At 65.9% G+C, this 14,035-nt stretch carries 14 protein-coding genes; 11 read left to right on the top strand and 3 right to left on the bottom strand.

The window, feature by feature from the left end; translation table 11 throughout:
- Positions 1-5: 5 nt before the first annotated feature.
- Positions 6-1,649, bottom strand: a complete 1,644-nt coding sequence (locus tag CLM73_RS18250; RefSeq protein WP_105239635.1) for an NAD(P)/FAD-dependent oxidoreductase — start codon at positions 1,647-1,649, stop codon at positions 6-8.
- Entirely contained in the window at positions 1,649-3,160 is a 1,512-nt protein-coding gene (locus tag CLM73_RS18245) for a polyamine aminopropyltransferase (RefSeq protein ID WP_105239634.1), read from the bottom strand. Before CLM73_RS18245 ends, CLM73_RS18250 begins: the two co-directional genes overlap by 1 nt.
- A 90-nt stretch (positions 3,161-3,250) precedes the next feature.
- Here CLM73_RS18245 and CLM73_RS18240 point away from each other — a divergent pair, with 90 nt between their 5' ends.
- The 7 genes from CLM73_RS18240 to CLM73_RS18210 all read left to right on the top strand — a co-directional run bounded on the left by CLM73_RS18240 (position 3,251) and on the right by CLM73_RS18210 (position 9,011).
- Positions 3,251-3,637, top strand: coding sequence for a DUF350 domain-containing protein (locus tag CLM73_RS18240; RefSeq protein ID WP_105239633.1), 387 nt, complete (start codon positions 3,251-3,253; stop codon positions 3,635-3,637).
- Between the two features lie 39 nt (positions 3,638-3,676).
- Positions 3,677-4,747, top strand: coding sequence for an SPFH domain-containing protein (locus CLM73_RS18235; RefSeq protein ID WP_105239632.1), 1,071 nt, complete (start codon positions 3,677-3,679; stop codon positions 4,745-4,747).
- 6 nt (positions 4,748-4,753) lie between these two features.
- Positions 4,754-6,229 (top strand): DUF4178 domain-containing protein, encoded by a 1,476-nt coding sequence (locus CLM73_RS18230; RefSeq protein WP_105239631.1) that lies wholly within the window; start codon positions 4,754-4,756, stop codon positions 6,227-6,229.
- Between the two features lie 161 nt (positions 6,230-6,390).
- Positions 6,391-6,741 carry an adenosylmethionine decarboxylase gene (speD, locus tag CLM73_RS18225; RefSeq protein WP_105239630.1) on the top strand — a complete coding sequence of 117 codons (351 nt, stop codon included), beginning with the start codon at positions 6,391-6,393 and terminating at the stop codon, positions 6,739-6,741.
- A gap of 117 nt (positions 6,742-6,858) precedes the next feature.
- Positions 6,859-7,617: a molybdate ABC transporter substrate-binding protein gene (gene modA / locus CLM73_RS18220; protein WP_105239629.1), complete on the top strand. Its 759-nt coding sequence runs from the start codon at positions 6,859-6,861 to the stop codon at positions 7,615-7,617.
- Positions 7,618-7,641: 24 nt separating this feature from the next.
- A complete protein-coding gene (gene modB / locus CLM73_RS18215) occupies positions 7,642-8,328 on the top strand; it encodes a molybdate ABC transporter permease subunit (RefSeq protein ID WP_105239628.1) in 687 nt (228 codons plus the stop codon).
- On the top strand, positions 8,325-9,011 hold the full coding sequence (locus tag CLM73_RS18210) for a sulfate/molybdate ABC transporter ATP-binding protein (RefSeq protein WP_105239627.1): 687 nt from the start codon (positions 8,325-8,327) through the stop codon (positions 9,009-9,011). The genes modB and CLM73_RS18210 overlap by 4 nt, the downstream gene beginning before the upstream one ends.
- Before the next feature lie 17 nt (positions 9,012-9,028).
- On the opposite strand, the gene CLM73_RS18205 is transcribed toward CLM73_RS18210, so the two are convergent.
- The gene (locus tag CLM73_RS18205) at positions 9,029-9,823 is read right to left on the bottom strand and encodes a TOBE domain-containing protein (protein ID WP_105239626.1); all 795 of its coding nucleotides are present in this window, start codon (positions 9,821-9,823) and stop codon (positions 9,029-9,031) included.
- 251 nt (positions 9,824-10,074) lie between these two features.
- Between CLM73_RS18205 and CLM73_RS18200 the strand changes: the two genes are divergently transcribed.
- The 4 genes from CLM73_RS18200 (at position 10,075) to CLM73_RS18185 (ending at position 14,032) form a co-directional block, all read left to right on the top strand.
- Entirely contained in the window at positions 10,075-10,671 is a 597-nt protein-coding gene (locus CLM73_RS18200; protein ID WP_105239625.1) for a DUF4136 domain-containing protein, read from the top strand.
- A 10-nt stretch (positions 10,672-10,681) separates the two neighbouring features.
- Positions 10,682-11,878, top strand: coding sequence for a patatin-like phospholipase family protein (locus CLM73_RS18195; protein ID WP_105239624.1), 1,197 nt, complete (start codon positions 10,682-10,684; stop codon positions 11,876-11,878).
- A 168-nt stretch (positions 11,879-12,046) separates the two neighbouring features.
- Entirely contained in the window at positions 12,047-12,514 is a 468-nt protein-coding gene (locus tag CLM73_RS18190) for a winged helix-turn-helix domain-containing protein (RefSeq protein ID WP_418904917.1), read from the top strand.
- A gap of 207 nt (positions 12,515-12,721) precedes the next feature.
- Complete coding sequence (locus tag CLM73_RS18185) at positions 12,722-14,032, top strand: efflux RND transporter periplasmic adaptor subunit (RefSeq protein ID WP_105239623.1); 1,311 nt, start codon at positions 12,722-12,724, stop codon at positions 14,030-14,032.
- The last annotated feature ends 3 nt before the right edge of the window (positions 14,033-14,035 follow it).

Raw genomic sequence — 14,035 nt, 5'->3', positions numbered from 1 at the left:
TTGTTTCATCCTTGTCGATGGTCGCCCAGAATACGCGCTGCCGCCGTCACGCCCCACCATGAGGCTTCTTCGAACACCGAATACCCCGACAGGTCGGCGTGCGCAAACAACACCGGGCCGTCCACCGCGCGCAGCGCGGCCAGGCCCGGATTGGACAGATAGCCGCACACCGGCGTGGCCATGGCATGCCCGCGTACGGTGATTTCCAACTGGCGGGCGTTGCGCCAGAATTCCTTGCCATACGCCGCAACCAGATCCACCGCCGCCGTGTCGCGCAGGTCTTGCGGGCTGGCGCGTGTAAGCCAGTCGCGCGCGGCCTGCGGCGTCTGGCCGCTTAGCGCGTGATACGCCGTGAAGACGCTGCGCGGCGTGCGTGCCACCCGCAGCAATTGATGGGTGGACACGACGTAGCCCAGGGCCTGGCCTTCGTAGACGACGTTGTCCCACGAGAGCGGCTCGCCGGGCGCCTCCAGTGGATAGCCGTCCATGACGAAGTTCGACACCATCCAGGCCGCGTGCGGCGAGGCGTGGGTGGCCGGGTCGTAGCCGTATGCGCGGATATCCGGCAGCAGGCGTTGCGCGACGAAAAGCGGCATGGCGCAGACCGTGCGGCGGGTTTGCAGGGCATAGGCGCGGGCGGCGCCGTCCGCCGAATCCTCGATGCACAGGACGCGCGGCCCGGCCGGCAGCTCGTCGATGCGCACCGCCGTGCCCGGCAACAACCAGTCCGCGTGGCCCAGCTTTTGCGTGATGGCGTCGCGCATGCGGTCAGCCAGCGCGCCCAGTCCGCCCGGCCACGTCAGCACGGCGCCTTCGCCGGCGTTGGCGGCATGGCCGTCGCGGCTGGCAAAGTAGTGCAGCCCCGCCCACGCGGACACCACGTCGTAGTCCGCGCCGTAATCGTCCCGGCAGCAGTAATTCAGATACCAATGCAGCGCGGACGAGGTATAGCCTTCGCGCGCCAGCCAGTCCTTGAACGTCAGCGTGTCCAGCGCGCGCCACGCCGGATCGCGCGATGACAGAGCAAGCGGAATGCAGAACACCTTGCGGCCGTCGTTGCCCACCTGCGTGCGCAACTGATCGACCAGCGCCAGAAAGCGCTGGTGCTGCGCGGCGTCGGCATCCGGCACGCCTGTCATCGGCAGCAGGTGTTCTTCCCAGCGCCCGTTGCGCAGCAGCCTTTCCTGCGGCGAATGCACCAGGACGGCTTCGTCATAGTAGGGGCGCGCGTCGCCCGCGCCGCGCTCGATGATGCCGAAGTCGGCCAGCATCTCGCGCACGTGGGTGGACGCCAGCGAGGGCAACGGCAGGTAGTGCGCACCCAGCGGGTAGTGCAGCCCATCGCGCACGCCCGCCGCGGCGTTGCCCGCGAATTCGGGACCCTGCACCACGACAAAATCGGTGAACCCTTCGCGGGCGAGCTTCCAGGCGCAGGACAGGCCCGCCACGCCCGCGCCCAGGATGGCGACCTGATGCTGCCGCGTGGCCGACGGCTGCGGCAGCGCCGCCTTGTCGCGCAACGCATGACCGGCCTGCATGCCGGGATAGTGGACGTCAGGCGTCGTCTCGACGACGCGCGCGCGCCAGTAGCCGACCGAGCCCGCGGCGGCGGCCGTGGCAGCGCCCAACAGGAAGCTGCGGCGCCGCATCAGCGGATGACCTTGCGCCAGTCCTCGTCGAAGTAGCGCACGAGCGATTGTTCGTTCAGGCGGTTCGGCGGCATGGCTAGCGCCGGCATGTCGGCGGGAAAGTGAAAGAGCTCGCGCACGGTGACGGCGTCCAGATAACGCGTGGGCACGGTGATCTTTTCAGGCGGTGCGTAGTCGCGCCGCTTGCTGGCCAGAATGAAGCCCCAGTCGCCGAACGACGGCACGTAGGTGTGATACGGCCAGGTGTTCAGGCCGGCTTCCTTCAGGGTGGCGTCCACGCTCCAGAACGAGCGCGGCGCGAAGTAGGGCGAGGTGGACTGCACGACCATGTAGCCGTTTTCCGCCAGATGCCGCGCCATCAGGTGGTAGACCGGCACGGAATACAGTCGCCCCAAACCAAAGTTGGACGGATCGGGAAAGTCCACCACGATGAAGTCGTAGACCTCGGCATGCGTTTCCAGCCATCGCCCCGCGTCGTCATTGATGACGGTGACGCGCGGGTCCTTGAGCGCGCCCGCATTCAGCGCGACCAGCGGGTCCGAGCGCGAAAACAGATTCGTCATGGCGGGGTCCAGGTCCACCAGCGTGACGTGCTCGATGTTCTTGTATTTCAGGATCTCGCGCACGGCCAGCCCGTCGCCGCCGCCCAGCACCAGCACGTTGCGCGCCCACGGCAGCACCTGCAGGCCGGGATGCACCAGCGACTCGTGATACCGGTGCTCGTCGCGCGACGAGAATTGCAGGTTGCCGTTGATGTACAGGCGCAGGTCGTCGTGCCAGCGCGTCACGGCCAGGCGCTGGTACTGCGTGGTCTCGGCGTGGATGATGTCGTCGCCATACAGGCCTTTCTCGGCCCAGGCGGTCATGCTGCCCGAATAGACGAACCCCAGACCCAGGATGCCCAGCACTACGCCGGCGCGCACGGCTTTTTCGCCAGGGCGGGTGACCTCGGCGCGGAACAGCCACGTGGTCCACAGCGCCACGCTGGCGTTCAGGATGCCGAACAGAAAGCTGGTGCGCAGCAGGCCCAGCTTGGGCGCCAGCAGCAGCGGAAACACCAGCGACACCGCCAGCGCGCCCAGGTAATCGAAGGTCAGCACGCGGCTGACGATTTCTCGGAATTCGGCCTTGCGCTGGTTGAAGACGCGCATCACCAGCGGGATCTCCATGCCGACCATCAGTCCGATAATGAAGACGCCGACATACAGGGCCGCGCGAAACGGGGCGGACAGCCAGGCGAACACCAGGAACAGGACCGCGGCGGAGACGCCGCCCAAGAGCGCCACGAGCAGCTCGACGTCGATGAAACGATTCAGAACGTCTTCGTCTCTTACATATTTTGACAACCACGAACCGATGCCCATCGCGAAGAGATAGCACCCGATCACGGAGGAGAACTGAAGGATCGAATCCCCAAGCAAATAGCTGGCGAGCGCGCTGCTGATGAGCTCGTAGCCCAACCCGCAGGACGCAACGATCAATACCGAGAGAATGAGAACGCGGTCGCGCATGGGAGTGTCCGAGCCAAAAAATGCGTTCGCAGTATATCGAACGCGACGTATATACTGCGCGCAATTGGGAGGCTGGCAATGGGAGAAGCAATGCATCCGGCGGTGACCTATCTGATCTATATCGTCTCGGCGCTCGTCATGCTGGGCGTTTTCACGGCGGTCTACACGGCCATCACGCACTACAAGGAATTCGACCTCATCCGCGAGGGCAACATTGCCGCCGCCTTGTCTTATGGCGGCGCGCTGGTCGGCTTCAGCCTGACTCTGTGTTCCAGCATCGCGGTCCATGCCAGCTTCGTCATGTTCGTGGTCTGGGGCGTGGCAGCGATGATCGTGCAGATCGTCGTCTACGCGGTGGTATCCAAGGCCATACGCGGCATGACCGACGCCATCGCCGAAAACAACATCGCCATGGGCGGCCTGATCGGCGCGATCTCGCTGGCGGCCGGCATCGTCAACGCCGCCTGCCTGACCTGAGCGGCGCGCATTCTCCGATCTGACACAGGAGGACTTTCCATGAGTCTCGGTTCATTCATTCGCAAGCAGTTCATCGACATCCTGCAATGGAACGAGGATCGCGACGGCGTGCTCGCCTGGCGCCATCCGATGCAGGATTTCGAAATCCAGTACGGCGCCAGCCTGACCGTGCGGGAATCGCAGATGGCGGTGTTCGTCAACGAAGGCAAGGTGGCCGACGTGTTCGGCCCCGGCATGTACAAGCTGACGACCCAGACCCTGCCGATCCTGACGTACCTGAAGAACTGGGACAAGCTGTTCGAGTCGCCCTTCAAGTCGGACGTGATCTTCTTCAGCACGCGCCTGCAGTTGGGCCGGCGCTGGGGCACGGCCCAGCCGGTAACGCTGCGCGACAGCGAGTTCGGCATGGTGCGCCTGCGTGCGTTCGGCGTGTATTCGTACCAGATCGCCGATCCCGGCAAGTTCTACCGCGAAATCAGCGGCACGCGCGATGTGTACACGGTGGACGACCTGGAGGCGCAACTGCGCAACATGGTCGTGGCCGCCATGACCACCGCCCTGGGCAGTTCCAAGGTGCCGTTCCTGGACATCGCCGGCAACCAGGGCCTGATGTCGCAGAGCATTGCCGAACAGCTCGCGCCCGTGTTCGACCGCTACGGCGTCAAGCTGGACAACTTCACGGTCGAGAACGTGTCGCTGCCCGAAGAACTGCAAAAGGCGCTGGACACCCGGATCTCGATGGGCATGGCCGGCGACCTGGGCAAGTTCACGCAGTACCAGACCGCGACGTCGATTCCGCTGGCCGCGCAGAACGAAGGCGGCATCGCGGGCATCGGTGCGGGGCTGGCGGCCGGCGCGGCGCTGGGACAGACCATGGCGCAGGGACTGGGCGTGGCGCCTGGCCAGCCGCAGCAGCCGACGCAGCAGCCGGCGCAACAGCCGGCGCAACAGCAGCAGCCGCAGCAGCCACAACAGCCCGCCGCCCAGCCCGCGCAGGCCGATCCCGTCCAGCGCCTGCAGCAATTGAAGGACCTGCTGGACAAGGGCCTCATCACGGCGGCGGACTACGACTCGGCCAAGGCCGAGGTGCTGAAGAAACTCACCAGCTAAGGCCCCATGCAGCAGGTTCTGTGTCCGCAGTGCGGCGCCCCAGTCAAGTTCACGTCCGCGGCCTCCGTCATGGCGGTCTGCGGCGCCTGCCGCAGCACCTTGCTCAAGGATGCCGAGTCGGTCAAGCGCATCGGCGAGGCGGCCGAGGTCCTGGAGGACTATTCGCCACTGTGCCTGGGCGCGACCGGCACGTATGACGGCAAGCGATTCGACGTCATCGGCCGCATCCAGATGCGCTTTGACGAGGGCTTCTGGAACGAGTGGTACGTGTGGTTCGACGACGGCTCCGACGGCTGGCTGTCGGACGCCTCGGGCCAGTACGCCGTCACGCGGCGGCGCAAGGTCAAGTCCGTGCAGGAGATGCCGGCGTTCGACAGCATTGCGCCCGGTGATGAACTGAAGCTGGACGGCCAGCGCTTCGTGGCAGCGGACGTTCGCACCAGCCAGGCCGGCGGCACGCAGGGCGAGCTGCCCTTCGTGCCGGGCGACGGCTGGCAGGCCAAGGTGGCCGACTACCGCAGCCTGGACGCGTTCCTGACGCTGGATTTCTCCGACGGCCCGCAGCCCGAACTTTATATCGGCAAGGCGTTCGACCTGTCTGCCATGCAGGCGGGCTCGTTGCGCACCAAAGAGCAGGTCGAGGAAACCGCGGGACGCTTTCGCGGCCAGATCAAGGCGCTGGACTGCCCGAACTGCGGCGCGCCGATCTCGTTCGTGGCCGCCATGGCCACGAACGTGGTTTGCCCGTCTTGCGCGGCTGCCGTCGATTGCTCGGGCCCGACGGCCGAGGTCATCGAAAAGGCGCGCAAGGTGCAGAAGATCCGCGCCACGCTGCCGCTGGGTTCGGTCGCCAAGATGGAAGGCGCCGACTACACGCTGATCGGCCTGATGAAGTGCGCTGATCCCGATCCCGAAGAACCCTCAAGCTGGATGGAATACCTGCTGTTCAATCCGGCCAAGGGGTTCATCTGGCTGGTGGAGTCGGACGAAGGCTGGGAGCGCGTGCAGGTCTGCGACACCTGGCCCAGTCACAACAACGCCACCAGCGTGCGCTGGCGCAATCGCGTGTACCAGAAACTGTACGACTACACCTCGCGCGTGGAGATGGCGCTGGGCGCTTTCAACTGGCGCGTCAAGGTGGGCGACAGCACGCAGATCACGGATTACCAGGTCGGCACATTGAAGCTGACCCGCGAACTGGCCGACAAGGAATTGGGCTGGTCGGCGTCGGCGCCGGTGTCGCCCGCGCAACTGGCCCAGTGGTTCAGCCGCCCGGAGCTCAATCGCCAGAAGGCCATGCGCGTGTCGTCCGCCAAGGCTGGCGGGGGCTACCGCAAATGGGCCAAGGGCGCGCTGATCGCGATGGTGTTTTTGAACTTCAACAATATTTTTGCCGGCCGATTCATTCCGGTTTTGATCGGGATGGTGTTTCTCTGGCTACCGGCCATGCTGGCCGACATGCTGACAGGCGAGGACGAATAGATGAAGGGCAAGTTGTTGTATGCCTTGTACGCAATGGTGGTCGTGGTGGCCACCACCAGCGCCAGTGCGCCGGGCACTCGCCTATCCGGCGGCAGCAGTAGCAGCAGCTGGGGCAGCAGCTACTCCGGCGGCTCGGGATGGTCCTCGGGCGGATCCCACAAGTGACCGTGTACGGGACACCCGGCCGCCACGTGCTGGCGGACTTTCGCGGCGTGGCGCCCGGCCTCCTGACCGACGCGCAGGCGCTGGAACGGCACATGACGGCGGCGGCGCGCGCGGCCGGGGCGCAGGTGCTGAGCGCGCATTTTCATCATTTCGGGGAAGGGGCGGGGGTGACCGGCGTGATCCTGCTCAGCGAATCCCATATCAGCATCCATTCCTGGCCGGAGCACCGTTTCGCGGCCCTGGACATCTTCATGTGCGGCGCCGCGCAGCCCGAAACCGCGCTGGACTTCCTGCGCGCCGCGCTGGCGCCCGAGTCGGTTCACGTCACCACCGTCGACCGCGGCTGATTCCGCCGCTGGCGTCTCCCTTGATATTTCATAAACCCCGTGCCGGGCCAAATTGACGACCGCTATATACCTGGATATATTTCGATCCTGATACGCCGCTGCCCACAGGAGAAATACATGTTGCACAAACGCCCGCTCATGGCGCTGACCCTGGCGCTTGCCGCCGTCTGGGGCGCCAATGCCAGCGCCGGAGAAATCGTGGTGTCGGCCGCCGCCAGCCTGACCAACGCCTTCAAGGAAGTGGCGCAAGGCTTCGAAAAGGAACATGCGGGCACCAAGGTGGTTCTGAACTTCGGCGCCTCCGACGTGCTGCTTCAGCAGATCGTGAAGGGCGCGCCGGCGGATGTGTTCGCGTCCGCCGACCAGAAGGCGATGGACAAGGCGGTCGAGGAAAAGGCCGTCAAGCCCGCCACACGCGTGGACTTCGCGGCCAACCAGATCGTGCTGATCGTCCCGACCGACAGCAAGGCCGGCATCAAGTCGCTCAAGGATCTGGAGCGGGCCGAGGTCAAGCGCATTGCCTACGGCAACCCGGCCTCGGTGCCGGTGGGCCGCTACACGCAAGCCGCGCTGCAGGCCCAGGGCCTGTGGGACGCCGTGCAGGCCAAGAGCGTGCTGGCGCAGAACGTGCGCCAAAGCCTGGACTACGTGGCGCGCGGCGAGGTCGACGCGGGCTTCGTGTTCGCGACCGACGCGGCCATCATGCCGGGCAAGGTCGATGTGGCCGTGCGCGTGCCCTCGACCACGCCGGTGACCTATCCCATTGCGTTGACCACGCGCGAGGCGGCGGCCAAGGAAGCCGAAAGCTTCGTGGCCTATGTCATGTCGCCCGCCGGACAGGCGATACTGTCGCGTTACGGCTTTCAGAAGCCCTGAGTCCCTGTTGAATCGTAGGTTTTGATGAGTGATCCCGTCTGGGTCCCGCTGCTGCTTTCCCTGAAAGTGGCGGGTTGGGCGACGCTATTGGCCACCGTGGCCGGCACGGCTGCGGCCTACGGTCTGTCGCGCTGGCGTTGGCCCGGGCGCGATCTGCTGGACGCCATCCTGACGCTGCCGCTGGTGCTGCCGCCGACCGTGCTGGGCTATTACCTGCTGGTGCTGCTGGGCCGGCGCGGCATCATCGGCGAGACGCTGGCGCGCTGGAACATCGAGCTGGTCTTCACCTGGCAGGGCGCCGTGATCGCGGCGTCCGTGGTGGCCTTTCCGCTGGTGTTCAAGTCGGCGCGGGCCGCGTTCGAAAACGTGGACGGCCAGCTTGAGAGCGCGGCGCGCGTGCTGGGCGTGGGCGAGGCGGGCGTGTTCTTTCGCGTCACCTTGCCGCTGGCCGCGCGCGGCATCGCGGCCGGCGTGCTGCTGGCCTTTGCGCGCGCGTTGGGCGAGTTCGGCGCCACGCTGATGATCGCGGGCAACCTGCCGGGCCGCACGCAGACGTTGTCGGTTGCCATCTACGAAGCGGTGCAGGCGGGCGACGACGCCACCGCCAACATGCTGGTGCTGGTGACTTCCGTGACCTGCATCGTCGTGTTGCTCGCTGCCGGCAAGCTGGTGCCCATCGGCGCCAATCAGCGCAACGGGGGCGGGCGATGAGCATCGACCTTTCCGTGCGCAAGCACATGGTGTCGGGCGACCGCAAATTCGAGCTCGACGTGCAGTTCAAGTCGGCCGCCAAACGCATCGCGCTGTTCGGGCCGTCGGGCGCGGGCAAGAGCCTGACCTTGCGGGCCGTGGCCGGACTGCTGCGTCCCGATGCCGGGCGCATCGCAGTCAACGGGCGGGTGCTGTTCGACAGCCAGACAAATATCTGCCTGCCTGCGCGGTCGCGCCGCGTGGCATATCTGTTCCAGGACTACGCGCTGTTTCCCCATCTGACCGTGGCGCAGAACATCGCATTCGGCCTGCGCCGCGGCTGGCTCAATCCGCCACGCCGCGAGGTGACGCGCGAGGCGCAGCGCTGGGTCGACGCCTTTGAACTGGGCGCCATCGTGGGCAGCTATCCCAACGAGATATCAGGCGGGCAGAAGCAGCGCGTTGCGCTGGCGCGGGCGCTGATGCTGCAGCCCGACATCCTGCTGCTGGACGAACCGTTTTCCGCGCTGGACTCGCAGTTGCGCGGCAAGATGCGCCAGGAACTGGACGCGCTGCAGCGCCAGCTGGACGTGCCGATGCTGCTGATCACGCATGATCCCGCAGACGTTGAAGCCCTGGCCGACGTGGTGTTTGAGGTGCGCGAGGGCAGGGTGGGGCGCCACGACGAGAACGTGGGGCTGTAGCCGAAGCCGGACTATCCTCAGTCCAGTACACCAAGAATCACGCTGGACGCCTTGAAGATCGCCACGGCCTCGGCGCCCACATCCAGATTCAGGTCCTTGGCGCTTTCGTTCGTGACGATGGCGGCCATGGTGGCGCCGCCATCCATTTCGATCAGGATCTCGCTGTTGACGGCGCCCGGGCGCAGGTCGGAAATGCGGCCCAGCAATTGATTGCGGGCCGATAGCCGCAGGCCAGGCCCAGGCGCGCCGACGATCACGGACGACGCCTTGACCAGCGCGATGGCTTCCTTGCCGGGCGCAAGGCCCAGCTCTTTGGTGCTTTCGCGGGTGATGGTGGCCGTGACCGTGTGGCCACCGGCGATGCGCAGCACCACTTCATCGTTGACGGCGCCCTCGCGGATCTCGATGACGGTGCCCAGGAATTTGTTTCGCGCACTGGTCTTGAGCATGAAACGCCTCATCAGGTCGATGTCGCCGCTGGCATCCAGCCCCGCGTGCGTCAGGTTGTCCATGAACTTGCGGTGTTCGACTTCAAGCGCCCGGAAGGTTGCGATCAAACGGCGCGCCCGGTCGGTGAGCTGCGTGCCGCCGCCACCCTTGCCGCCCGCCGCGCGCAGCACCAGCGGTTCGCCGGCCAGGTTGTTCATGGCGTCGATGGCGTCCCAAGCACCCTTGTAGCTCATGCCCACGGCGCGCGCCGCCGCCGTGATCGACCCGGTCGCGTCGATCTGCGCCAGCAGGTCGATGCGGTTCTTGCCGCCCCAGGTCTGGGCGCCGGAGCGAAACCAAATGGAGCCGTCGAGTTCAAGCATGCGCGTGTCTGTAGGAATGGCCGGAAGCGACGGGAAGTGTAATGGACCCGGCGCGCGGCGCGATAGGGAAGTCATCTCGCATTTGCGTTAAGGCAGTCCGGGCGCGCCGGTAAGCTGGCACTCCCTTCTGCAGGGCGCGTGGCACCGCGTGATCCCCGTCCGCGATTTTCGTGGTTGCGAATGAGATTCTGTTGAAACTTTGGTGGCTTCGCGGCACTATGTTGTCGCCTTGAACTCACGGAGAGATCGACATGAAAGCGTTGAAATTGCTGACGGCGGGTTCCATGACGGCATTAATGGCGGCCTGCGCTTCAGGCCCAACGGTCAAGAGCGATTACGACCACCAGGCCAATTTTGCGCAGTATCAGACGTTCGGCTACATGTCTCCGCTGGGGACGGACAAGGCCGGCTACAACACGCTGCTGACCGAACGGCTCAAGAGCGCGGCGCGCGGCCAGATGGAAATGCGCGGCTACACGTACAGCGCCACCAATCCCGACCTGCTTCTCAACTTCGGCGCCAAGCTCCAGCAGCAGACCGAGGTCACGCCCGCAATGGCGCCGATGGGGCCGTACTACGGCTATCGCGCGGGCTTTTACGGCGGCTGGCCCGGCTACGGCTGGGGCGACGACGTCTATCAATACACCGAGGGCACACTGAGCGTCGACCTGGTCGATGCGCGCCGGCGCCAACTGGTCTGGGAGGGCGTCGCGGTGGGCGAAGTCCAGAATCCCTCGAGCGCCGGGTCATCTGAAAACGTGGACAAGGTGGTGGCGGAGGTCTTCGCCAAATACCCGTTCCGCGCCGGCGTCGGCACGCCGCAGGTGCCGGACAAGACCAAGCGCTAGAGGACGCCGCATGACCGCTCGCCGCAAGGCCCTGGCTGAAGACACCGGCGATACGCCGCCCTACGATACCGTCGCGCTCGTGCTGCAGGGCGGCGGCGCGCTCGGGTCCTATCAGGCGGGGGTGTACCAGGGCCTGCACGAAGCCGGCATCCGGCCCAACTGGATTTCCGGCATTTCCATCGGGTCGATCAACGCGGCCATCATCGCCGGATCCGCCGAAGACGAGCGGGTCGAACGCCTGCGCGGCTTCTGGGAAAGCATCTGCCGGCCGACCGGCTTTGCCTCGTTGCCCTGGGGCGATGCCCTCACCCGCATGTTCGAAGGCCAGCCATTCGGCTTTGGATCGCCCGCCATGAACGGACAGGTCTCGGCGATGCAAGCGCTGCTGACCGGCCAGCCGGGTTTCTTCAAGCCGCGTTTTCCGCCGCCTTATCTGGTGCGGGGCCGCGGCGCCGCGTCCACCAGCTTCTACGACACGACGCCGCTGGCCGACACCCTGCGCCAGTTCGTGGATTTCAAGCTGCTCAACAGCGGCGCGGTGCGGGCCAGTTTCGGCGCCGTGAACGTGCGGTCGGGCAACTTCGCGTATTTCGACACCCTGCATCACACGCTGGGGCCCGAGCACGTCATGGCCTCGGGCGCCTTGCCGCCGGGGTTCCCGTCGGTGGAGATCGGCGGCGAGCACTACTGGGACGGCGGTGTCGTCTCGAACACGCCGCTGGCGCAGGTGCTGACCACGGAAAACATGCGCGACACCCTGGCGTTCCAGGTCGACCTCTGGCCGGCGCGCGGCGAGCTGCCCACGTCGCTCGAAGAGGTGGCCGAGCGGCAAAAGGACATCCAGTACTCCAGCCGCACGCGCCTGGTCACCGATCAGCTGCGGCGTGTGCTGAAACTGCGCCACGGCCTGCAGCGGCTGCTTGAGCGTCTGCCGGAAAGCGAACGCGACGCGCCGGACCTGGCCGACATCCGCAAGCTTTCACACACGCCGGCCACCAACATCATCAACCTCATTTACGAGGCCAAGCACCGCGAGCGGTACTCCAAGGACTACGAGTTCGGCACCGAAGCCATGCGCGAGCACTGGGAGTCGGGGCTGACGGACATTCGCCGCACGCTTGAAAAGCCGGGCATCCTGGACCGGCCGACGCAGGATAGCTGCTTCGTCACGCACGACATCCATCGCAACGGCACCCGGCATTCGTAGCGGGCAGGGCGGTCGTTCTGGGGGGTGAAAGGTCGGATTGGTCTGATAGATGGGCGGCGACAAACGCAGAAGCCCTGCGCGGGGGTAGCCTTTCGGGACAAACCGCAACCTTGTTCCGGGACGGGCCGCTCCAAAGCGTGCCACCGGCCGTCCTGGTGGAGATCTGCCTTGAATTCTCCCTTTCTTGCTCCCGGTATTGCCCCCGTTCCATCGCCCGTTCTTTCGCCCGTTCCTTCGCCCGCGCTCGCCAAGACCAACCCGCTCAAGCCTGCGTGCAATAGCCGGCAGGCGTCCACGCCCGCCCCATGGGCAGCAAGCCCGTTGCACGAACCCGTGGACGGCTGGTGGAGCTTGCTCTACTGGGGCTGGACCTTGCAGTTGCCCAACGGCGTGCGCCTGGATCTCACCGAGGTCGAGCGCGCCTGCTTTGCCTGCCTGATAAGGAGCCCGCGCCGCGAACTGGCCCGCAGCGAAGTGAAATCCCTGCGCGGCGGCATGAACATGCGGTCGCTCAATGTCGCCATCTGCCGGCTTCGCAACAAGGTTCGCCTTGCTGGCGCGCGGCTGCCGCTGCACACGGTGCATGGCGTGGGCTATGCATTCCTGGGCAATCTGCGGGAGCTCGCCACCGACTAGAAATTGTTGCGGAATTGCTCCCGAAAGTTCCCCCGAACTGCCCGAAAGTACGTGATTTCCCCAATATCTGAGTTACATTACTGGGCTATTCACGTGTCGTTGGTGACGCTTGGTCATGATTTGATCGCTGCCTCCTGGCACTTTCGGATTGCTGCGGTTCCTGACGCGATTTCACGACGCGATTCATTACGCTACGCGGGGGTTTCAATGCGGTTTTCGCCTAAACGATTTTCGGGTCTGGCAGTTTCCGGTGGCGTCCTCGCGCTGATATTGGCGGGTTGTGGTGAAAAACCCCAGATGAATCCTGGCATGCCCCAGGTCAGCGTCGTCACCGTGCAGCCGCAGCGCGCACCCATCGTCTCTGAATTGCCCGGCCGCGTGGACGCGGTGCGCGACGCGCAAATCCGCGCCCGCGTCACCGGCATCGTGCAGCGCATCACGTTCGAGCAGGGCGGCGATGTGAAAGAAAACCAACTGCTGTTCAAGATCGATCCGGCGCCCTACAAGGCCGCCTACGATCAGGCCACCGCCCAGTTGAAGCAGGCGCAGGCCAACCTCTTCAGCGCCAAGCTGCTGGCAGACCGCTATGCTCCGCTGGTCAAGGCCAATGCCGTCAGCAAGCAGGAATATGACAACGCCGTGGCGTCCTACCGTCAGGCCGACGCCACCGTCGCCGCCGCCAAGGCCGCGCAGGACAACGCCGCGATCAACCTGAGCTACACGGACGTCACCTCGCCCATCACCGGCCGCATCGGCAAGCCGCTGGTCACCGAGGGCGCGCTGGTCGAATCGACCTCCGCCACGCAAATGGCCACGGTGCAGCAGCTCGATCCCATCTACGTCGACTTCACGCAGTCCACCGCCGACCTGGCCGCGCTGCGCCGCGCCTTTGCCAGCGGTCGTCTGCAGCAGGTGGGCAAGGACGCCGCCCGCGCGACCGTCGTGCTCGAAGACGGCTCTGAATACGAGCATCCCGGCAAGCTGCTGTTCACGGGCATCACCGTGGACCCCAGCACGGGCCAGGTGAACCTGCGCGCCGAAGTCCCCAACCCCGACGGCATCCTGTTGCCCGGCATGTACGTGCGCGTCCGGCTGGAGCAGGGCTTTGACGACGTGGCCCTGATGGTTCCCCAGCAGGCGCTGCAACGCACCGCCGACGGCAAGCAGAGCCTGATGCTCGTGCGCGACAACAAGATCGCGCAGTCGCCGGTCACCACCGGCGGCGCCTTCCAGAACAACTGGCTGGTCACCAGCGGCCTGAAGGCCGGCGACGTGGTGGTGGTCGAGGGCTTCCAGAAGATCCGTCCCGGCGCGCCGGTGCAGGTCAGCCAATGGAAACAGGGCGGGGCGCCCGCACAGGGCGGCGCGCCTGCTGCACAGCCCGGCGCCAAGCCGGCTGAGCCGGGCGCAACCCCCGGCGCAGCCCCGGCCGCCAAGCCCGCCGATTCCGCCCCGCAGCCCGGCGCCAAGCCGGCCGAGCCTGCCCAGCAGGACAAGGCCGCAGGCCAGAAATCGTAAGCG

Origin of the sequence: Achromobacter spanius, from assembly GCF_002966795.1 — a bacterium.
GTDB classification, from domain to species: Bacteria; Pseudomonadota; Gammaproteobacteria; order Burkholderiales; family Burkholderiaceae_B; genus Achromobacter; species Achromobacter spanius_D.
This window is presented reverse-complemented; position numbering and strand designations above follow the sequence as displayed.